17 protein-coding genes, 2 tRNA genes and 1 pseudogene are annotated in these 20028 nt (G+C 70.7%); 16 read left to right on the top strand and 4 right to left on the bottom strand.

The annotated features are described in order from the left end of the window. Positions 1-216: 216 nt before the first annotated feature. From ACQKM2_RS35000 to ACQKM2_RS34990, 3 genes and pseudogenes are all read left to right on the top strand, one after another. Positions 217-1604 (top strand): annotated as a pseudogene (locus ACQKM2_RS35000) (pyridoxal phosphate-dependent decarboxylase family protein). Then, positions 1601-2056 (top strand): HD domain-containing protein, encoded by a 456-nt coding sequence (locus ACQKM2_RS34995; protein WP_427716991.1) that lies wholly within the window; start codon positions 1601-1603, stop codon positions 2054-2056. The pseudogene ACQKM2_RS35000 and the gene ACQKM2_RS34995 overlap by 4 nt, the downstream one beginning before the upstream one ends. 164 nt (positions 2057-2220) lie before the next feature. Beyond that, positions 2221-2415 carry a hypothetical protein gene (locus ACQKM2_RS34990; protein ID WP_007264064.1) on the top strand — a complete coding sequence of 65 codons (195 nt, stop codon included), beginning with the start codon at positions 2221-2223 and terminating at the stop codon, positions 2413-2415. 78 nt (positions 2416-2493) lie between these two features. Here the strand turns inward: ACQKM2_RS34990 and ACQKM2_RS34985 are convergent. Further along, positions 2494-2564: transfer RNA gene (locus ACQKM2_RS34985), tRNA-Gly, on the bottom strand. A gap of 177 nt (positions 2565-2741) precedes the next feature. Here ACQKM2_RS34985 and ACQKM2_RS34980 point away from each other — a divergent pair. From ACQKM2_RS34980 to clpX, 5 genes are all read left to right on the top strand, one after another. After that, positions 2742-2818, top strand: a tRNA-Pro gene (locus tag ACQKM2_RS34980). 178 nt (positions 2819-2996) lie between these two features. Beyond that, positions 2997-4376, top strand: coding sequence for a trigger factor (gene tig, locus ACQKM2_RS34975; protein WP_427716990.1), 1380 nt, complete (start codon positions 2997-2999; stop codon positions 4374-4376). Positions 4377-4662: 286 nt separating this feature from the next. Then, positions 4663-5280, top strand: coding sequence for an ATP-dependent Clp protease proteolytic subunit (locus ACQKM2_RS34970; RefSeq protein ID WP_007264062.1), 618 nt, complete (start codon positions 4663-4665; stop codon positions 5278-5280). A gap of 104 nt (positions 5281-5384) precedes the next feature. Then, on the top strand, positions 5385-6041 hold the full coding sequence (locus ACQKM2_RS34965) for an ATP-dependent Clp protease proteolytic subunit (protein WP_427716993.1): 657 nt from the start codon (positions 5385-5387) through the stop codon (positions 6039-6041). A 154-nt stretch (positions 6042-6195) separates the two neighbouring features. Beyond that, complete coding sequence (clpX, locus tag ACQKM2_RS34960; RefSeq protein WP_007264060.1) at positions 6196-7482, top strand: ATP-dependent Clp protease ATP-binding subunit ClpX; 1287 nt, start codon at positions 6196-6198, stop codon at positions 7480-7482. Between the two features lie 67 nt (positions 7483-7549). Here clpX and ACQKM2_RS34955 read toward each other — a convergent pair whose 3' ends face one another. Further along, positions 7550-8581 (bottom strand): hypothetical protein, encoded by a 1032-nt coding sequence (locus tag ACQKM2_RS34955; protein WP_427716988.1) that lies wholly within the window; start codon positions 8579-8581, stop codon positions 7550-7552. A gap of 127 nt (positions 8582-8708) precedes the next feature. On the opposite strand from ACQKM2_RS34955, the gene ACQKM2_RS34950 reads away from it, so the two are divergent. Continuing rightward, positions 8709-11330 carry a valine--tRNA ligase gene (locus tag ACQKM2_RS34950; protein WP_427716987.1) on the top strand — a complete coding sequence of 874 codons (2622 nt, stop codon included), beginning with the start codon at positions 8709-8711 and terminating at the stop codon, positions 11328-11330. Positions 11331-11401: 71 nt separating this feature from the next. Here the strand turns inward: ACQKM2_RS34950 and ACQKM2_RS34945 are convergent, their stop codons facing one another. Beyond that, positions 11402-11992, bottom strand: coding sequence for a vitamin K epoxide reductase family protein (locus ACQKM2_RS34945; protein ID WP_427716986.1), 591 nt, complete (start codon positions 11990-11992; stop codon positions 11402-11404). Positions 11993-12154: 162 nt separating this feature from the next. Here ACQKM2_RS34945 and ACQKM2_RS34940 point away from each other — a divergent pair, with 162 nt between their 5' ends. Beyond that, entirely contained in the window at positions 12155-13303 is a 1149-nt protein-coding gene (locus tag ACQKM2_RS34940; RefSeq protein WP_427716984.1) for a sensor histidine kinase, read from the top strand. Positions 13304-13324: 21 nt separating this feature from the next. On the opposite strand, the gene ACQKM2_RS34935 is transcribed toward ACQKM2_RS34940, so the two are convergent. Continuing rightward, the gene (locus tag ACQKM2_RS34935) at positions 13325-14374 is read right to left on the bottom strand and encodes a rod shape-determining protein (RefSeq protein ID WP_427716983.1); all 1050 of its coding nucleotides are present in this window, start codon (positions 14372-14374) and stop codon (positions 13325-13327) included. A gap of 117 nt (positions 14375-14491) precedes the next feature. On the opposite strand from ACQKM2_RS34935, the gene folC reads away from it, so the two are divergent. The 6 genes from folC (at position 14492) to mreD (ending at position 20013) form a co-directional block, all read left to right on the top strand. After that, positions 14492-16018: a bifunctional tetrahydrofolate synthase/dihydrofolate synthase gene (folC, locus tag ACQKM2_RS34930; protein WP_427716981.1), complete on the top strand. Its 1527-nt coding sequence runs from the start codon at positions 14492-14494 to the stop codon at positions 16016-16018. A 7-nt stretch (positions 16019-16025) separates the two neighbouring features. Then, a complete protein-coding gene (locus ACQKM2_RS34925; protein WP_401251874.1) occupies positions 16026-16385 on the top strand; it encodes a DUF4233 domain-containing protein in 360 nt (119 codons plus the stop codon). A 64-nt stretch (positions 16386-16449) separates the two neighbouring features. Beyond that, entirely contained in the window at positions 16450-16860 is a 411-nt protein-coding gene (ndk, locus tag ACQKM2_RS34920) for a nucleoside-diphosphate kinase (RefSeq protein WP_405980701.1), read from the top strand. 316 nt (positions 16861-17176) lie between these two features. Next, positions 17177-18196, top strand: coding sequence for a rod shape-determining protein (locus ACQKM2_RS34915; RefSeq protein ID WP_030008578.1), 1020 nt, complete (start codon positions 17177-17179; stop codon positions 18194-18196). 167 nt (positions 18197-18363) lie between these two features. Beyond that, positions 18364-19314 (top strand): rod shape-determining protein MreC, encoded by a 951-nt coding sequence (mreC, locus tag ACQKM2_RS34910; RefSeq protein WP_427716979.1) that lies wholly within the window; start codon positions 18364-18366, stop codon positions 19312-19314. A 3-nt stretch (positions 19315-19317) separates the two neighbouring features. Continuing rightward, complete coding sequence (mreD, locus tag ACQKM2_RS34905; RefSeq protein ID WP_427716977.1) at positions 19318-20013, top strand: rod shape-determining protein MreD; 696 nt, start codon at positions 19318-19320, stop codon at positions 20011-20013. Positions 20014-20028: the final 15 nt, after the last annotated feature.

Here is a 20028-nt window from a genome sequence, read left to right as displayed (position 1 = left end):
CTTCGGGGCGGTCCTGAGGTCTGCGCAGCCCCGCCGGCGTTTGAGGCGCGGGGGTCTGGGGGCGGAGCCCCCAGGAAGGGGTCCGGGCGCAGCCCGGGGAACGGGCGAAGGGCGGGTAGGGGACCTGGCCCCGCGCAGCGGCGCCCGGACCCGGCCGGGCCACTAGGCGCGGATTGGCCCGCCCCCCAGCCCCCGGCGGGGTCTAGCGTGCCGCCCATGGACCGCACCCTCGCCGCCGACCTCGCCCGGCTCCCCGAGCTCCTCGACGCCACCCGCCGCGCCGCCGCCGAGGCCCTCGCGAGCCTGGACGAACGCCCCGTCGTACCGCCGCAGGACCCCCCGCCGCCGCCGGCCCCGCTCCCCGCGCACGCCACCGGCACGGAAGCCGCCCTCGCCGAGTTCCGGGCCCGCTGGGAGCCCCGCCTCTCCGCCTCCGCGGGGCCCCGCTACCTCGGCTTCGTCACCGGCGGCGCCACCCCCGCCGCCCTCGCCGGGGACTGGCTGACCGCCGCGCACGACCAGAACTCCAACTCCGCCATGGACGGCGCCGGCCAGCACCTCGAACGCGAGACCACCGGCTGGCTCCGCGAGCTCTTCGGCCTCTCCGACGCCCACACCGGCACCTTCGTCAGCGGCGCCACCATGTCCAACACCGCCGGACTCGCCATCGCCCGCGAGTGGCTCGGCGAACGCCTCGGCATCTCCCCGGCCCAGGACGGCGTCGCCGCCCTCGGCCCCGTCCGCGTCCTCTCCGGAGCCCCGCACTCCTCCATCGCCAAGGCCCTGTCCGTCCTCGGCCTCGGCCGCGCCGCCCTCGTCCCGGTGCCCACCCTCCCCGGCCGGGAGGCCGTCGACCCCGCCGCCCTGGACCGGGCCCTCGCCGACGCACCCGGCCCGGCGGTCGTCGTCGCCAACGCCGGCACCGTCAACACCGTCGACTTCGACGACCTGCGTGCCGTCGCCGCGCTCAGGGAACGCCACGACTTCTGGCTCCACACCGACGCCGCCTTCGGCGCCTTCGCCGCGCTCACCCCCGAGCACGCCCACCTCGTCGCGGGCCTCGACGCCTCCGACTCCGTCTGCGTCGACCTGCACAAGTGGCTGAACGTCCCCTATGACAGCGCCGTCCAGTTCACCCGCCGCCGCGACCTCCAGTCCCGGGTCTTCGCCAACGCCGCCGCCTACCTCGGCCCCCTCGGCCCCGACCCGGACCTCGTCCACCTCACCCCCGAGAACTCCCACCGGCTGCGGGCCCTCGCCGCCTGGTTCACCCTGCGCGCCTACGGCCGCGAGGGCCACCGCGAGATCGTCGAACGGGACATCGCCTGCGCCCGCGCCCTCGGCGAGCGCCTCGACCGCGACCCCGCCTTCCGGCTGCTGGCCCCGGTCCGCCTCAACGTCGTCTGCTTCACCCTCGCCGGGAACCCGGCCCCCGAGCGGTTGGCCGCCCTGCGCGAGGCCGTCGCCGCCGACGTCTTCGTCACCCCACCGTCCTCGGGGGAACCGCCGGCCTGCGCGCCGCGTTCTCCAACTGGCGCACCACGCCCGCGGACGTGGACCGGGCCGCCGGGGCCCTGCGCGCGGCAGCGAAGGAGATCGCATGACGGACCGCTCCCTGACCCTCGCCGAGGTGGAGGCCCTCGCCCGCTCCGCGCACGAGGGCCAGACCGACAAGGCCGGGCGGCCCTACGCCGAGCACCTGGCGGCCGTGGCCGAGGGCGTCCGCCTGCGCGGCGGCAGCCCCGCCCAGCAGGCCGCGGCCTGGCTCCACGACGCGGTGGAGGACGACGCGCTCAGCCCGGAGCAGCTCGCGTCCGCGGCCCTCCCGCAGGAGGTCAAGGACATGGTGCTGGCCCTCACCAAACGCGCCGGGGAACCGGTCGGGGAGTACACCGCCCGTATCCTCGCCACCCCCGGAGCCCTCCTCGTGAAGGAGGCCGACCTCGCGCACAACGCGGACCCCGTACGCCTGTCCGTACTGGACGCGCCCACCCGCGACCGGCTGACCGCCAAGTACGCCCACGTCCGCTCCCTCCTCGGCATCACCGCACCCTGACGCCCGAAATGTCCCCCCTGGGCGCCCGCTTGGCGGGAAAGCCGCGATGGCGATTCGTCACGGGGCGGATAGCGGGGGCCGGTTGGTGGGAGGATGGTGCATGTGGGGCGCGCAACGCCGCGCGCGCCGGGCCGGCCAGGGGACGACCGAAGGTGTGATCAGTAGTGGCCATTTCGCTGTCAGTGGTGGTTCTGTTGGCGGTCATCCTGGTGATCCTGATCCGCGGCAACCACATCAAGGCGGGCCCCGCGATCATCGCGGTCCTCTTCGGGTTCTTCCTCGCGTCCAGCTCCATCGCCCCGGACGTCAACCGCTTCCTGAACTCCCTCGCGGACACCATCGCGGGCATCAAGCTCTGAGCGGAAACGGCAAGGGCGCGGAAACGACAAGGGGCCAGGTCCTGGAGAAGATCTCCGGCCTGGCCCCGAGCCATGAAGAGCGGGTGACGGGAATCGAACCCGCGTAGCTAGTTTGGAAGACTAGGGCTCTACCATTGAGCTACACCCGCAATACGTGCGCCGCAGGTCCGGGGACCGCGGCACGAGAGCATCCTAGCGGGTCGCGCGGGGGGAGTGCACACCGCTTTTCCCGCCGTGTCCGTGCCCGCCCCGCACGCGCGTGCGCCCGCCGGGAAAACCGGGGGCGTCGGAGGGTCTCCGGGCATGTACCCTACGTGTCGCACCGACGGGGTGTGGCGCAGCTTGGTAGCGCGTCCGCTTTGGGAGCGGAAGGTCGTCGGTTCGAATCCGGCCACCCCGACCACTCAGTACCGCCCGCGCCACCGATCGTTCGCCAAGATCGCGTTGTGGGCTGATTGCCGCTTGCGGTTACTATGCAAGCTGCGTGCCCGTGTGTCTGATGCCGGGCCGAATCCGCCGAGGCCGCTGAATCGCAGCGTTCCGGCAGAACCCCAAGCAGTCAGCCACAAGGAGACCGAACCGTGAAGAGCGCCGTGGAGACCCTGAACCCGACTCGGGTTCGGCTCACTGTCGAGGTGCCCTTCGAGGAGCTCAAGGACAGCCTCGACGCGGCGTACAAGAAGATCAACCAGCAGGTCACGGTGAAGGGCTTCCGCAAGGGCAAGATCCCGAACCGCGTCATCGACCAGCGCTTCGGCCGCGGTGCGGTGCTGGAGGAGGCCGTCAACGACGCCCTCCCGAAGTTCTACACCGAGGCCGTCAACGAGGCCGACCTGAACCCGCTGGGCCAGCCCGAGGTCGACATCACCGAGCTGAAGGACGGCGAGCTGCTGGCCTTCACCGCCGAGGTGGACGTCCGCCCCGAGATCGAGATCCCGGACTACTCCGGCATCGAGGTCGAGGTCGACGCGGTCGAGGTCTCGGACGAGGACGTCGAGAAGTCGGTCGAGCAGCTGCGCGGCCGCTTCGCGTCCACCAAGGACGTCGAGCGCGCCGCCGTCGAGGGTGACGTCGTCACCATCGACCTGGAGGCCAAGGTCGACGGCGAGGTCCTCGCGGACGGCGTCGCCACCGACGTCTCCTACACCATCGGCTCGGGCGAGCTCCTCGACGGCATCGACGAGGCCGTCAAGGGCCTCGAGGCCGGCGGCGAGGCCACCTTCACCTCGCAGCTGAAGGGCGGCTCCGCCGAGGGCAAGGACGCCGAGGTCACCGTCAAGGTCACCAAGGTCTCCGCCCGCGAGCTGCCGGAGCTGGACGACGAGTTCGCCCAGATGGCGAGCGAGTTCGACACCCTCGACGAGCTCAAGGCCGACAGCCGCAAGCGCCTCGAGAACATGAAGCAGTACGACCAGGCCACGCAGGCCCAGGAGCGCGTCCTGGAGAAGCTGCTGGAGCTCGTCGAGGTCCCGATCCCCGAGAAGCTCCTCGCGGACGAGGTCCAGACCCGCAAGCACAACCTGGAGCACCACCAGCTCGGCCAGATGGGCCTGAACCTCGAGAAGTTCCTCGAGATCCAGGGCAAGACGGTCGAGGAGTTCGACGCCGAGACCTCCGAGCAGGCCGTCAAGGGCATCAAGACCCAGTTCGTCCTCGACGCGCTGGTCAACAAGGAGAAGCTGGGCGTCAACCAGGAGGAGCTCACCGAGCACCTCATGCGCCGCGCGCAGTCCTCCGGCATGTCCCCCGACCAGTTCGCCCAGGCCGTCGTCGAGGGCGGCCAGGTCCCGATGCTGGTCGGCGAGGTCGCCCGCGGCAAGGCCCTCGCGGTCGTCGTCGAGGCCGCCAAGGTCGTCGACACCAACGGTGAGGTCGTCGACCTCTCCGACGACGAGGACGAGACCGAGACGGCCGCCGAGGTCGTCGAGGCCGCCGTCGAGGGTGACGCCGAGGCCAAGTAACACCTCCGGGAGGCACCCCCGCGGAGCCCCCCGAGCAGTGCCCCGAAGGGCCCGGACGCAGCCGCGTCCGGGCCCTTCCGCGTGCCCTCGCGGGGCGCTCGGGAGCTTGCGCTCCGAGCGAACAGTTCGGGAAGCGGGATGGCGTTGTCCTACCTGCGCGTTAGGGTCCATGAATACGAGGGCACGGGAGTACCCGAAGCCGGCGGGCATCGACCCCCGGTAGGTCCGCGCCCCAGAACGAGACGCTGAGACGGCATGTGGCCGTCGGAGACGAGCAGGTGGATACGTGACGAATCTGAAGCCTTACGCCGCGGGTGAGCCGTCCATCGGTGGCGGCCTCGGCGACCATGTCTACAACCGGCTGCTCGGCGAACGCATCATCTTCCTCGGCCAGCAGGTCGACGACGACATCGCGAACAAGATCACGGCGCAGCTCCTCCTCCTGGCCGCGGAGCCGGAGAAGGACATCTACCTGTACATCAACAGCCCCGGTGGCTCGGTGACGGCGGGCATGGCGGTCTACGACACCATGCAGTACATCCCGAACGACGTCGTCACCATCGGCATGGGCATGGCCGCCTCCATGGGCCAGTTCCTGCTCACCGGCGGCACCCCGGGCAAGCGCTTCGCGCTCCCGAACACCGACATCCTGATGCACCAGGGCTCCGCCGGCATCGGCGGCACCGCCTCGGACATCAAGATCCAGGCCCAGTACCTGCTGCGCACCAAGCAGCGCATGGCCGAGATCACCGCGCACCACTCGGGCCAGACCGTGGAGGCGATCATCCGCGACGGCGACCGCGACCGCTGGTTCACGGCGGAGGAGGCCAAGGACTACGGCCTCATCGACGAGATCATCTCCGCCGCGTCCCTGGTCCCGGGCGGCGGCGGCACCGGGGCCTGACCCCGGCCCGGCGCACGGGGTCCCGTACGAGGACCCCTGCGCCCCGCCCGCCCGTGCCAGGCACCCACAGCCCGCAGAACGCCACCAGGACGGTGAACACCCAGATGATGCAGAACAACTTCTCCGCGAGCGGCCTCTACTCCGGCCCTCAGGTCGACAACCGGTACGTCATCCCGCGCTTCGTCGAGCGCACCTCGCAGGGCGTGCGCGAGTACGACCCGTACGCGAAGCTCTTCGAGGAGCGCGTGATCTTCCTCGGCGTGCAGATCGACGACGCCTCGGCCAACGACGTCATGGCGCAGCTGCTGTGCCTGGAGTCGATGGACCCGGACCGCGACATCTCGATCTACATCAACAGCCCCGGTGGCTCCTTCACCGCGCTGACGGCCATCTACGACACGATGCAGTTCGTGAAGCCGGACATCCAGACGGTCTGCATGGGCCAGGCGGCCTCCGCCGCCGCGGTCCTGCTCGCCGCCGGCACCCCCGGCAAGCGCATGGCCCTCCCGAACGCCCGCGTGCTGATCCACCAGCCGTCCGGCGGCACCGGCCGCGAGCAGCTCTCCGACCTGGAGATCGCGGCCAACGAGATCCTGCGCATGCGCGACCAGCTGGAGACCATGCTGGCCAAGCACTCGTCGACGCCGATCGAGAAGATCCGCGACGACATCGAGCGCGACAAGATCCTCACGGCCGAGGACGCGCTGGCGTACGGGCTGATCGACCAGATCGTCTCGACCCGCAAGATGAACGCGGTCTGATCCTTGCCGCCACTCGGCGCGGCCGCACCGCGGAATCCCGCGATGTGAACCGCGTCAAGGGGGCCCCGAACGGGGCCCCCGGCAAGGTACCGTCGGATATGAGGCACCAGGAGCGCTGAACCAAAGCGTCTCCCAGGCGAAGGGGAAGCACCTCGTGGCACGCATCGGTGACGGCGGCGACCTGCTCAAGTGCTCGTTCTGCGGAAAGAGCCAGAAGCAGGTGAAGAAGCTCATCGCAGGACCCGGTGTGTACATCTGCGACGAGTGCATCGACCTCTGCAACGAGATCATCGAAGAGGAACTCGCGGAGACCTCCGAGGTCCGGTGGGAGGAACTCCCCAAGCCCCGTGAGATCTACGAGTTCCTGGAGAGCTACGTCGTCGGCCAGGAGCCGGCGAAGAAGGCGCTCTCGGTAGCGGTCTACAACCACTACAAGCGCGTGCAGGCCGGCGAGAACGGCGGCGCGCAGGGCCGTGACGACGCGATCGAGCTCGCGAAGTCCAACATCCTCCTGCTGGGCCCCACGGGCTCCGGCAAGACCCTGCTGGCCCAGACCCTGGCCCGCATGCTCAACGTCCCGTTCGCCATCGCCGACGCGACGGCGCTGACGGAGGCGGGGTACGTCGGCGAGGACGTCGAGAACATCCTGCTCAAGCTGATCCAGGCGGCCGACTACGACGTCAAGAAGGCCGAGACCGGGATCATCTACATCGACGAGATCGACAAGGTCGCCCGCAAGAGCGAGAACCCGTCGATCACGCGCGACGTGAGCGGGGAAGGCGTCCAGCAGGCCCTCCTCAAGATCCTGGAAGGCACGACGGCGTCCGTCCCCCCGCAGGGCGGCCGCAAGCACCCGCACCAGGAGTTCATCCAGATCGACACGACGAACGTGCTCTTCATCGTGGGCGGCGCCTTCGCCGGCCTGGAGAAGATCATCGAGTCGCGCGCGGGCGCCAAGGGCATCGGCTTCGGGGCGACGATCCGCTCGAAGCGGGAGATCGAGGCGAGCGACCAGTTCCAGGAGGTCATGCCGGAGGACCTGGTGAAGTTCGGGATGATCCCGGAGTTCATCGGCCGCCTCCCGGTCATCACCTCGGTCCACAACCTGGACCGGGAAGCCCTCCTGCAGATCCTGGTCGAGCCGCGCAACGCCCTGGTGAAGCAGTACCAGCGCCTGTTCGAACTCGACGGCGTCGAGCTGGACTTCGAGCGCGAGGCCCTCGAAGCCATCGCGGACCAGGCGATCCTCCGCCAGACGGGCGCGCGCGGCCTGCGCGCCATCATGGAAGAGGTCCTGATGTCGGTGATGTACGAGGTCCCGTCCCGCAAGGACGTGGCCCGCGTGGTCATCACGGCCGACGTGGTCCGCTCCAACGTCAACCCGACGCTGGTGCCCCGCATCGTCCCGAAGGACCAGGGCCCGCACGAGAAGTCGGCGTAGCCGCGAGGACACACGAGAAGGGGCGCTCCCGACCGGGAGCGCCCCTTCTCGCGTACGTGCCGTGCGGTTACTTCTTGACGCGGGCGCTCTTGTAGAGCTTCGCGGTCAGGTCCGCGTCCTGCTCCAGGGTGTAGCCCGGCTTGCTCGCGAGGATCGCGGCGGCGTCGCTGGCGAAGACCGAGGCCGTGGTGCTGTAGTCGGCCCAGACGCACACCGGAAGCGTGACCTCCTTGGGGCCCTTGTTGTTCGGGTCCTTCGAAGTGGCCTTCAGCTCCGCGCACTTCATGACGGCACCGTCGAAGCCGTCGGGGGTGAACTCCTTGGGGGTGCCGACGAACTTGGCGTCCGACTTGCCGTCCTTGGTGATCTTCGCCTGCACGGTGGCGAAGGCCGCGTCGACGGTCTTCTCCGGGTCGGCGATCTCGCCGTAGTAGCCGCTGAAGGTGAGGCCCTTGAACGTGAGCGGGTTCTTCGGGTCTCCGACGTAGTAGTCCATCCCCACCTGGGTGGGGTTCTTGATGCCCGCAGCCTCGACCTGCGGCTTGTCCGCGTCGCTGAGCTGCTTGGGCTGGTACTTCGGGTCCTTCTGGAACTCGCCCACCGCTTCCGGGGCGACCAGCTTGTAGCCCTTCGTCTCGTCGGAGACGGAGCCGCCGGAGCCCAGGAACCACCAGGCGCCGCCCGCGATCACGGCGACGGCCACGACCGCCCCGATGATCGGGCCGGCCTTCGACTTCTTCGGGGGTGCCGGCGGCGGGGGGACGTACGCGGGCGTCTGGGGCTGCTGCTGCTGCGGCTGCTGGTAGCCGTACGCGGGCGGCGGCGGCGGGGGCGGCGGGGTCTGCTGGTAGCCGCCCTGCTGGGGGTAGGACGGCTGGGCGGGCTGCTGCGGGTAGGACGGCTGCGCGGGCTGCTGCGGATAGGCCGGGGCGGGGGGCTGCTGCGGGTAGCCGTAGCCGGGCTGCTGGGGCTGCTGGCCGTACGGGTTCGGCTGCTGGGGCTGCTGGCCGTACGGATTCGGCTGCTGCGGGGGCTGCTGGCCGTAGGGGTCGGGCTGCTGCGGCTGCTGGCCGTAAGGCCCCGGCTGGTTGTAACTCATCCCGCGTCCCCCTGTGAGGTGTGCTTATCCGTTTCACACATCCTGGCGGAAGGCCGGGGCGGCGGGGGCGCCCGGCCCCTGGATTACCGGTTTCAATACCGGACCGTTACGCCTCTAAACTGTGCCCGTGACCGAGAACACGCAGACACCCAGTGCCCCCAACTCCGAACTGCCGACCGCGTACGCCCCGGCCGAGGTAGAGGGGAAGCTCTACGAGAGCTGGGTAGAGCGTGGCTACTTCACGGCCGACGCCGCGAGCGAGAAGCCCGCGTACACCATCGTCATCCCGCCGCCGAACGTCACCGGCTCGCTCCACCTGGGCCACGCCTTCCAGCACACCCTCATGGACGCCCTGACCCGCCGCAAGCGCATGCAGGGCTTCGAGTCCCTGTGGCTGCCCGGCATGGACCACGCCGGCATCGCCACCCAGAACAAGGTCGAGCAGCAGCTCGCCGAGGAGGGCAAGTCCCGCCACGACCTGGGCCGCGAGGAGTTCGTCGAGCGCGTCTGGCAGTGGAAGGAAGAGTACGGCGGCAAGATCCTCGGCCAGATGCGCCGCCTCGGCGACGGCGTCGACTGGTCGCGCGAGCGCTTCACCATGGACGAGGGCCTGTCGAAGGCCGTCCAGACCATCTTCAAGAAGCTCTACGACGACGAGCTGATCTACCGCGCCGAGCGCATCATCAACTGGTGCCCCCGCTGTCTGACGGCCATCTCCGACATCGAGGTGGAGTACCAGGAGGACGCCGGCGAGCTGGTCTCCATCAAGTACGGCGAGGGCGAGGACACCCTCGTCGTCGCCACCACCCGCGCCGAGACGATGCTCGGTGACACGGCCATCGCCGTCCACCCGGACGACGAGCGCTACAAGCACCTCGTCGGCAAGCTCATCAAGCTGCCGCTCACCGACCGCTCCATCCCGGTCGTCGCGGACGCGCACGTCGACCCCGAGTTCGGCACCGGCTGCGTCAAGGTGACCCCGGCGCACGACCCGAACGACTTCGCCATCGGGCAGCGCCACGACCTGCCCAACATGACGATCATGGACGAGCACGGTGTCATCACCGTCCACGGCCCCTTCCTCGGTCTGGACCGCTTCGAGGCCCGTTCCGCGGTCGTCGGCGCGCTGCGCCAGCAGGGCCGGATCGTCGCGGAGAAGCGCCCCTACCTGCACTCCGTCGGGCACTGCTCGCGCTGCAGCACGACCGTCGAGCCCCGCCTGTCCCTCCAGTGGTGGGTCAAGGTCGAGACCCTCGCCAAGGCCGCGGGCGACGCGGTCCGCGACGACCGGGTCAAGATCCACCCGAAGGAGATGGAGAAGCGCTACTTCGACTGGGTCGACAACCTCAACGACTGGTGCATCTCGCGCCAGCTGTGGTGGGGCCACCGCATCCCGGTCTGGTACGGCCCGGACGGCGAGATCGTCTGCGTCGGCCCCGACGAGCAGCCGCCCACGGGTGAGGGCTGGACCCAGGACACCGACGTCCTGGACACCTGGTTCTCCTCCGGCCTGTGGCCCTTCTCCACGCTGGGCTGGCCGGAGAAGACCCCGGACCTGGCGAAGTTCTACTCCACCGACGTCCTGCTCACCGGCCACGACATCATCTTCTTCTGGGTCGCCCGGATGATGATGTTCGGCCTGTACGCCATGGACGGCGAGGTCCCCTTCAAGACGATCGCGCTGACCGGCCTGGTCCGCGACGAGCGCGGCAAGAAGATGTCGAAGTCCTTCGGCAACGTCGTCGACCCGCTCGACTGGATGGACAAGTACGGCTCCGACGCCGTCCGCTTCACCCTGGCCAAGGGCGCCAACCCCGGCACCGACGTGCCGATCGGCGAGGACTGGGTCCAGGCGTCCAGCAAGTTCGCCAACAAGATCTGGAACGCCACGCGCTTCGCGCTGATGAACGGCGCCACGACCGAGGGCGAGCTGCCGCCGGCCGAGCAGCTGTCGGCCACCGACCGCTGGATCCTCTCCCGCCTGAACAAGACGGTCGCGCAGGTCGACGGCTACTACGAGGACTTCCAGTTCTCCAAGCTCAGCGAGGCGCTCTACCACTTCGCGTGGGACGAGGTCTTCGACTGGTACGTCGAGCTGTCGAAGACGACCTTCTTCGCGGGCGGCGAGCAGGCGAAGGTCTCCAGCCGGGTCCTCGGCGAGGTCATCGACGTCATGCTGCGCCTGCTGCACCCGGTGGTCCCGTTCGTCACCGAGACCCTGTGGACCACGCTGACCGGCGGCGAGTCCCTCGTCATCGCCGACTGGCCGAAGGACAGCGGCTTCCGCGACGAGGCCGCCGAGGCCGAGATCGAGAGCGTCCAGAACCTGGTCCGCGAGGTCCGCCGCTTCCGCAAGGAGCAGGGCCTCGACGACAAGCAGAAGGTTCCGGCGCGCCTGGACCTGTCCGGTACGGCGCTCGCCGCGCACGAGGCGGCCATCCGCCAGGTGCTGCGCCTCCAGCCGGAGGGCGACGCCTTCAGTGCCTCCGCGACCCTCCCGGTCGGCGGTGCGACGGTGGCCCTCGACCTGTCGGGCACCATCGACGTCGAGGCCGAGCGCAAGCGCCTGACGAAGGACCTGGGCGCCGCCGAGAAGGAGAAGCAGCAGGCCGAGGCGAAGCTCGCGAACGAGGCGTTCATCGCCAAGGCCCCCGACAACGTCGTGGACAAGATCAAGGGCCGTCTCGCCAAGGCCGAGGCGGACATCGCCCGGATCCAGGCGCAGCTGGCCGGCCTGCCCGCCGCCTAGTCGCGCAGCGGGGCAAGACGTACGAAGGCCCCCGCGCCGTCTCCGGACGGTGCGGGGGCCTTCGCGCGCGTTCAGAGCAGGCCGGTGCCGAAGCGGGTCACGACCAGCGCGGCCACCGCCAGGTACAGGGCGGCCGGGACCAGCCAGTGGGGGAGGGCGCGCAGCGGGGAGCCGGGGCGGGCCAGGTGCCGGGTGACGTACCAGAACAGCGGGATCATCACCGCCCAGACGACGAGGCACCAGGGGCACAGGGCGCCGATCACGTACAGGCACTGGCCGATCAGCCACAGGGTGAGGACGAAGCCGGCGGCGAGCGCGGCCCACAGGCCCTGCCAGAGCCGGCGCGGGAGGCGGGCCCCGGCGGCGACCGCCAGGCCGAGGCCCGCGAGGGCGGCGAAGGCGGCGAGGCCGAGCAGGGCGTTGGGCGGGCCCAGCAGCTCGCTCTGCCAGGCGGTCATCACGTCGCCGCAGCTCAGCACCGCGTTGATGTTGCAGCCGGGGGTGAAGAGGGGGTCCTCCAGCGCGCGGATGTGGTCGTAGGCCAGCGCCCCGGAGGCCAGGGCGCCGGCCAGGCCGCCGATGAGGAGGAGCAGCCCGGTGCGGCGGCTCTCGGCGGACGGGGCGGACGTGGCGGACGTGGCGGACGTGGCGGCGGTGGTCATCCTTCCGACGCTACGGGGGCCGGCGGGGGCGGCGGCAGGGCGGAAGGTCGCTTCGGGGAGGGGCTTCGGTCCCCTGTCACGAACCAAGCGGAGTGCCGCATATCACTTGATATGTCCCAGCCGTCGATCCGATCCCGGGCGCGGACCACGGATGATGGGGAGATGCACGTCAAGCCCGCCCCGTCGGCGTTCCAGCGGCTCGTGGCCTTCGGCCGCCGGTCGGCCGGGGGCCGGGGAGCCTCTCCGCGGGCGCAGGACGTCCTCGCGGCGCTGAGCTGCCTGGCCCTGATGGCGCTCGACCTGCCCGGCCTGGCCGCCGCCGACAACTCCCTCAACGGGGCCGGGGCCGCCGTCGTGCTCACCGTGGGCTGCTCGACGCTGCTGCTGCGGCGCCGGATGCCGTGGGCGGCGTACCTCACGGCCCTGGTGTTCATCGGCTGGCTGCACGAGCTGACGCTGATCCAGTTCGCGCTGTACTCCGTCGGCCGCTACCGGGGGCGGCGCGCCGCGGTGCTGGCCACCGTCGGGTACCTGGCCTTCACGGTCGCGGTGTTCTGCGTGCCGGGCTGGCCCGAGCCCAAGGCCGAGACGCTCAGCTCCTTCCTCGGCCTGGTGGTGCCCATCGGGGTGCTCGCCTCGGCCGTCGGGATCGCCGCCTACCGGCACGACCTGGTGCGCGAGCTGGAGGCCAGGCGGGCCGAGTCGGCGGTGCTGAACGCCGTGCAGGAGGAGCGGACCTCGGTCGCCCGGGACGTCCACGACTTCGTGGGGCGGGAGCTGACCCTGCTGACGGTGCGCTCGGAGGTGCTGTCGATGCGGGCGCGCGAGACCCCGTACGCGAAGGACTTCGAGGAGCTGTCGGACACGGCGCGGCGGGCGCACCTGGTGCTGAACGAGATCATCGTCCAGCGCGGGGAGCGCGCCGCCACCCCCGGCGTGGACGGGCTCGCGGCGCTGGCGGAGGAGAGCGGGCGGGCTGGCTCGCCCGTCCGGCTGGCGATGGACCCGCAGGCGCACGGGCTGTCGCCGCTGCGGCAGGCGGCGGTCTACCGGGTGGTGCAGGAGTGCCTGACCAACGCGGCCAAGCACGCGCGCGGCGAGACCATCGAGGTGTCGGTCCGGGCGGACGGCCCCCACGTGCGGATCGCCGTGAGCAACGGCCTGCCGGGCGGCGCCCCGGGCCGGGCCCCGGTCTCGGCGGGCTCGGGGACGGCGAGCATGGCCGAGCGGGTCCGCAGCCTGGGCGGCACCCTGACGGCGACCCGGACGCCGGACTCGTACGAGGTCGTGGCGGTGCTCCCGCGCGGCTGACCGGGGCGCCCCGGCCGCCGGTCAGGCCTTCGCGGGGGAGAGCAGGCCGCTGAGGGTGTCGAGGTCCTCGACGCAGCGGCCGGAGCCGAGGGCCACGCAGTCCAGCGGGGCGTCCGCGACGAACACCGGGATGCCGGTGGCGGAGGCGATGCGCAGGTCCAGGCCGGGCAGCAGGGCGCCGCCGCCGGTGAGGACGATGCCGTGCTCCATGATGTCGCCGGACAGCTCGGGCGGGCAGTCCTCCAGGGTGGCGCGGACCGCGGCGATGATCGCCTCGACGGGCTCGTCGAGGGCGGCCCGGACGTCGGGAGCGGTCAGCTCCAGGGTCTTGGGCATGCCGCCGACCTTCTCGCGGCCGCGCACGGTGAAGGTCCGGGTCTCCAGCTCGGGCCGGTCCGGGACGGGCCAGGCGGAGCCGATGGCGACCTTCACGTCCTCGGCGGTGCGCTCGCCGATGAGCAGTGCGTGCTCCTTGCGCACGTAGTCCATGATCGCGGCGTCCAGCCGGTCCCCGCCGACCCGCAGGGACTGCGAGGTGACGATCCCGCCGAGGGAGATCACGGCGACCTCGGAGGTGCCGCCGCCGATGTCCACCACCATGGAGCCGCGCGGTTCGGCGACCGGCAGGCCCGCCCCGATCGCGGCGGCCATCGGCTCCTCGATGAGGTGGACGGTCTTGGCCCCGGCCCGGGTGGAGGCGTGGATGATGGCCCGCCGTTCGACGGGGGTCACGCCGGACGGCACGCAGATCACCATCCGGGTGCGGGGGCGGCGGCCGGGCACGGCCTTGCGCACGAAGTGCCGGATCATCTCCTCGGCGGCCTCGTAGTCGCAGATCACCCCGTCCTTGAGGGGGCGGATGGCGGTGATGGAGCCCGGCGTGCGGCCGATGGTCTCCTTGGCCTCCGCCCCGACGGCCAGGGCGGTGGTGGTGCCGGCCTTGACCGCCACCACGGACGGCTCATTGAGGACGATCCCGTGGCCGCGGGCGTAGACGAGGGTGTTCGCGGTCCCCAGGTCTATCCCTATGTCGCGGCTGGAAGCGGTCGTGGTGGTGCTGGCCTGCGGCATTTGTTCCCCTATCTCCTGCCCGCAAGGCTTGCATAACGATCAGGTCGCTTTCGCGGCCGAAGGTCCCGAAACGGCCGGGCCGAAAGTCCCCCGGGGCCCCGTCCGTAGACTGGACCCGTGAGTGAGCAGCAGCCCGAGAGCCACGACCGCGACCGCGACCGTCCCTTCGACGAGTTCGACCAGATCGTGGCGGAAGAGTCCACCCGCGACCCCGACCTGGCGGTGATCGAGGCCGGCAGCCGTACCCTGCGCGCCCAGGCCGGGCCGCCCTCGGGCGACCCCGTGCCGACCCGCCCCGAGGACCCGGAGGTGGCGAAGGCGCTGCAGGAGGTGGAGCAGGAGCTCGCCACCCGCTGGGGCGAGACCAAGCTGGAGCCGTCCGTCAGCCGGATCGCCGCGCTGATGGACGTCCTGGGCGAGCCGCAGCACGCGTACCCGTCCATCCACGTCACCGGCACCAACGGCAAGACCAGCACGGCCCGCATGATCGAGGCCCTGCTGAACGCCTTCGACCTGCGCACCGGCCGCTACACCAGCCCGCACGTGCAGTCGGTGACCGAGCGGATCAGCCTGGACGGCGCGCCGATCAGTGCCGAGCGGTTCATCGAGACGTACCACGACGTGAAGCCGTACGTGGAGATGGTCGACGCGGCCGAGGAGTACCGGCTGTCGTTCTTCGAGGTGCTCACCGGCATGGCGTACGCGGCCTTCGCGGACGCGCCGGTCGACGTCGCCGTCGTCGAGGTCGGCATGGGCGGCAGCTGGGACGCCACCAACGTGCTCGACGGGACGGTCGCGGTGATCACCCCGATCAGCCTGGACCACACGGACCGGCTCGGCTCCACGCCCGGCGAGATCGCCCAGGAGAAGGGCGGCATCATCAAGCAGGACGCCACCGTGATCCTGGCGCAGCAGCCGGTGGACGCGGCGCAGGTGCTGCTGAAGAAGGCCGTCGAGGTCGACGCGACCGTCGCCCGCGAGGGCATGGAGTTCGGGGTCGTCTCCCGCGAGGTGGCGGTCGGCGGCCAGATGCTGACCCTGCGCGGGATGGGCGGCGAGTACGAGGGCATCTTCCTGCCGCTGTACGGCGCCCACATGGCGCACAACGCGGCGGTCGCGCTGGCCGCCGTCGAGGCCTTCTTCGGCGTCGGCGGGGAGCACGCGCGGGAGCTGGACGCGGACACGGTGCGGCAGGCCTTCGCCTCGGTGACCTCGCCGGGCCGCATGGAGGTCGTGCGCCGCAGCCCGACGGTGATCCTGGACGCCGCGCACAACCCGGCGGGCGCGCAGGTCACCGCGGAGGCGGTGACCGAGGCCTTCGGCTTCAGCCGGCTGATCGGTGTCGTGGCCGCGAGCGAGGGCAAGGACGTCAAGGGCGTCTTCGAGGCCTTCGAGCCGATCTTCGCGGAGGTCGTGGTCACCGAGAACACCAGCCACCGGGCCATGGGCGCCGACGAGCTGGCGGCCATCGCGGTCGAGGTCTTCGGCCCGGACCGGGTGCAGGTCGAGCCCCGCCTGGACGACGCCCTGGAGGCGGCCGTCACCCTGGCGGAGGAAGAGGCCGAATACGGAGGGGCCGGCGTCCTGGTGACCGGTTCCGTCATCACGGTGGGCGAGGCCCGCCTGCTGTTCAAGAAGGGCTGAGGGATCGATGCGCACGCTCTGCGCGAGCACGCTGATCGGTGAATTCTTCATCGTCGGCTTCGCGGGCCTGGTGGCCATGAAGAACCCGGACCTGACCCAGGCCCAGGTGTGGACGGTCTGCGGTGTGACGATGCTGGTGTCGGTGCTGCTGTGCGGGATGCTGTCGCGCCCCGGCGCGGTGCAGATCGGCTGGGCACTGCAGATCGGGCTGATCGCGAGCGGCTTCGTGGTCCCGACGATGTTCTTCCTGGGCGCGGTCTTCGCGGGCCTGTGGTGGTGCTCGGTGCACTACGGCCGCAAGATCGACGCGATCAAGGCCAGCTGGGCGGCCCGTCAGGCGGAAGCGGCAGCTCCTGACGCTGCGTGACGGTTCACCGTTTCGGCCCTGTAGATTCGTCGCACCGCACCCGTTTGCCGCAAGGAGTTGTCACATGACCCAGCGCACGCTCGTCATCCTCAAGCCCGACGCCGTCCGTCGCGGCCTGGTCGGCGAGATCATCGGCCGCATCGAGCGGAAGGCCGGCTGGACCATCCCCGCGCTGGAGCTGCGCACGCTGGACGCGGAGACCCTGGAGGCCCACTACGGTGAGCACAAGGGCAAGCCCTTCTACGAGCCCCTGATGGGCTTCATGGCGAGCGGCCCCGTCGTCGTCCTGGTCGTGGAAGGGGAACGCGCGATCGAGGGTGTCCGCCAGCTGGCCGGACCCACCGACCCGATCGCCGCGGCGCCCGGCTCCATCCGGGGGGACTTCGGCACCATCGTGCGCGAGAACCTGATCCACGCCTCGGATTCCGAGGAGTCCGCGGAGCGCGAGCTGAAGCTCTTCTTCCCGGCTCTCTGAGCGTAACGGAGCATGTGAGAGCGCGCTTTTCTGACGAGACATCAGCCAAATAGCGCTCATGACCTGGGGCGACCGAAGTAATTTCGGTCGCCCTTCGGTATTGCCGGAAGCATCCGGGAACGCATGGCAAGAGCACGACGTCACCACTAAGGGGGCGGGTTGCCCGTCCGGCGCCATCGCCGGAGTCCCGTCGCGCGGTACCGGTACTCGCGGCCTTACGATGGGGCCTCCACCCACACACCCACCTCGCCGACCTGACAGCAGCCGCTATCAACTGGAAGGCCAGACGCTCCTCATGGGGAACAAGGGGAACAACATGTCGTTCATCGGCCGTGACATGGCGATCGACCTCGGGACCGCCAACACGCTGGTGTACGTGAGGGGCCGGGGAATCGTTCTGAACGAGCCGTCCGTGGTCGCCATCAACACGAACACCGGTGGAATCCTGGCGGTCGGCTCCGAGGCGAAGAAGATGATCGGGCGCACGCCCGGCAACATCGTCGCCGTACGGCCCCTCAAGGACGGCGTGATCGCCGACTTCGAGATCACCGAGCGCATGCTCCGGTACTTCATCCTCAAGATCCACAAGCGTCGCTACCTGGCGCGTCCGCGCGTCGTGGTCTGCGTACCCTCCGGCATCACCGGAGTGGAGCGGCGCGCCGTCATCGAGGCGTCCACGCAGGCCGGCGCCCGCCAGGTGCACATCATCGAGGAGCCCATGGCCGCCGCCATCGGCTCGGGCCTGCCCGTCCACGAGGCCACCGGCAACATGGTCGTGGACATCGGCGGCGGCACCACCGAGGTCGCCGTCATCTCCCTCGGCGGAATCGTCACGGCGCAGTCCATCCGGGTGGCCGGCGACGAGCTGGACAACGCGATCATCCAGCACATCAAGAAGGAGTACTCGCTCCTCCTCGGCGAGCGCACCGCCGAACAGATCAAGATCACCATCGGGTCGGCGTACGACCTCGACAAGGACGAGCACACCGAGATCCGCGGCCGCGACCTGGTCTCCGGCCTCCCGAAGACCGTGGTCATCTCCGCCGCGGAGGTGCGCAAGGCCATCGAGGAGCCCGTCAACTCCATCGTCGACGCCGTCAAGACCACCCTCGACAAGTGCCCGCCGGAACTCTCCGGCGACATCATGGACCGCGGCATCGTCCTCACCGGCGGCGGCGCGCTCCTGCGCGGCCTCGACGAGCGGCTGCGCCGCGAGACCGGCATGCCGATCCACATCGCCGAGGACCCCCTCGACTCCGTGGCCCTCGGCTCCGGCAAGTGCGTCGAGGAGTTCGAAGCCCTCCAGCAGGTCCTGGACGCCCAGCCCCGGCGCTGATCAAACCCCCTCCAACGGGGCATGCGGAACACAAGGATCCGCCGTACGGGTGCTACCGCGCCCGTGCGGCGGATCGTTGATATACAGGCACAGTCCGGTGCAGCCCCGGCTCCGCCGGAGCGGCTCCGCCGCACGGGTTTTCTACGAGGAAGGCACGGCCGCCGCACGTGAGGGACACACGAGAGAGCCGGCTGCTCCTGGTGCTGCTGATCGCCATCGCGTTCGCATTGATCACGGTGGACATCAGAGCGGGCGAGGAGTCACCGGTCGACGGTGCCCGCAAGGCCGCCGCAGCGGTCTTCGGCCCGGTCGAGAAGGGCGTCGCGACCGCCGTGGACCCGGTCGCCAACGCCATAGGGGCCGTACGCGACTCCGACGAGCGCCACAACCGCATCACCCGTCTGGAGCACGAGAACTCCCTCCTGAAGACCAGGATGGGCAGCGACGAACGGGCCAAGAGCCGCATCCGCGAACTCGACGAGATGCTCAAGCGGGCCGGCGCCGGACAGTACGGCATCAAGGGTGCCGAGGTCATCGCCATAGGAGCGGCCCAGGGCTTCTCCTGGACCGTCACCATCGACGCCGGCAGCAAGGACGGCATCGAACGCGACATGACCGTCCTCAACGGCGACGGACTCGTCGGCCGCGTCACCACCGTCGGCCCCGACACCTCCACCGTCCTCCTCGCCAGCGACCCCGACTTCACCGTCGGCACCCGCCTGGAGGCCAGCGGCGAACTCGGCTTCGCCACCGGCCAGGGCGACCGCCCGCTGGCCGTCCAGATGCTCAACGGCCGCGCCAAGGTCGGCCCCGGCGACCGCCTGGTCACCTTCGGCTCCCGCGCCAACAAGCCCTTCGTGCCCGGCGTCCCGCTCGGCGAGGTCGTCCGCGTCGACCCCTCCAACGGCGGCCTCACCCGCACCATCCACGTCCGGCCCTTCGTCGGCTTCTCCCGCCTCGACATCGTCGGCGTGGTCGTGGTCCCGCCCCGCGAGGACCCCCGCGACACCGTCCTGCCCCCCAAGCCCGAACCCCCCAAGCCCACACCCACGGTCACCGTCACGGTCACGCCCACCCCGAGCGTCTCCGGCCGGCCCGCGGACGAGGAGGAACGCTGAGCCATGCGCTTCAACCGGATCCTGCTCTCCGCCACCCTCGTCGTGGTCGCCCTCGTCGTCCAGGTCACCATCCTGGGAAGGCTCCAGCTCCCCGGCGCCGTCCCCGACCTGATGCTGCTCACGGTCGTCGCCCTGTCCCTGGTGTACGGGCCCACCTCCGGCGCCGTCCTCGGCTTCGGCGCCGGACTCCTCGCCGACCTGGCCCCGCCCGCCGACCACGCCGCCGGCCGGTACGCCCTCGTCCTGTGCATCATCGGCTACCTCGTCGGCCTGGCCCGCCCCGACAACGGCCGGTTCCGGTCCGCCTGGGGCCCCATGCTGACCGTCCTCGCCGCCGCTGCCGGATCGATCATCCTGTACGTCGGCGTCGGCGCCCTGGTCGGAGACACCGCCGAACGCCACGTCGGCCTCGGCGGGCTGCTGTTCACCGCCGTCCTCTACGACCTCCTGCTCGCCCCCTTCACCGTGCCGTGGATCATGGCCCTGGCCCGCCGCGCCGAGAACGACCCCATGGCCGTCGAAGCCAACACCGGCCCGTCGCAGGGCGCCGACGTCTCCACCGGCTGGCTCACCGGCGGCACCGGCCTCAGGATCGGCAGCCAGCGCGGCGGCCTGCGGCTGCGCACCGCCCGCGGCCGCGCCAACCGGGCCGTCCGGATAAAGGGCGTCAAAGGCGTGAAGAACGTCAAGAAGCTGTGACGGGGGAGCACCAGG

It is taken from the genome of Streptomyces sp. NPDC004126, from assembly GCF_050275515.1.
In the GTDB taxonomy this organism is placed as follows: Bacteria; Actinomycetota; Actinomycetes; order Streptomycetales; family Streptomycetaceae; genus Streptomyces.
Note: the sequence above shows the minus strand (reverse complement) of the source record. Positions and strands in the feature narration are given on the sequence as shown.

Bases quoted from the DNA above. Each gene is read 5' to 3' on its own strand.
- ACQKM2_RS34925 (WP_401251874.1), top strand. From the start codon at position 16,026: ATGCGCACGCTCTGCGCGAGCACGCTGATCGGTGAATTCTTCATCGTC.
- ACQKM2_RS34935 (WP_427716983.1), bottom strand. From the start codon at position 14,374: ATGCCGCAGGCCAGCACCACCACGACCGCTTCCAGCCGCGACATAGGG.
- ndk (WP_405980701.1), top strand. From the start codon at position 16,450: ATGACCCAGCGCACGCTCGTCATCCTCAAGCCCGACGCCGTCCGTCGC.
- ACQKM2_RS34955 (WP_427716988.1), bottom strand. From the start codon at position 8,581: ATGAGTTACAACCAGCCGGGGCCTTACGGCCAGCAGCCGCAGCAGCCC.
- ACQKM2_RS34995 (WP_427716991.1), top strand. From the start codon at position 1,601: ATGACGGACCGCTCCCTGACCCTCGCCGAGGTGGAGGCCCTCGCCCGC.
- mreD (WP_427716977.1), top strand. From the start codon at position 19,318: ATGCGCTTCAACCGGATCCTGCTCTCCGCCACCCTCGTCGTGGTCGCC.
- ACQKM2_RS34915 (WP_030008578.1), top strand. From the start codon at position 17,177: ATGTCGTTCATCGGCCGTGACATGGCGATCGACCTCGGGACCGCCAAC.
- ACQKM2_RS34945 (WP_427716986.1), bottom strand. From the start codon at position 11,992: ATGACCACCGCCGCCACGTCCGCCACGTCCGCCACGTCCGCCCCGTCC.
- ACQKM2_RS34940 (WP_427716984.1), top strand. From the start codon at position 12,155: ATGCACGTCAAGCCCGCCCCGTCGGCGTTCCAGCGGCTCGTGGCCTTC.
- ACQKM2_RS34965 (WP_427716993.1), top strand. From the start codon at position 5,385: ATGATGCAGAACAACTTCTCCGCGAGCGGCCTCTACTCCGGCCCTCAG.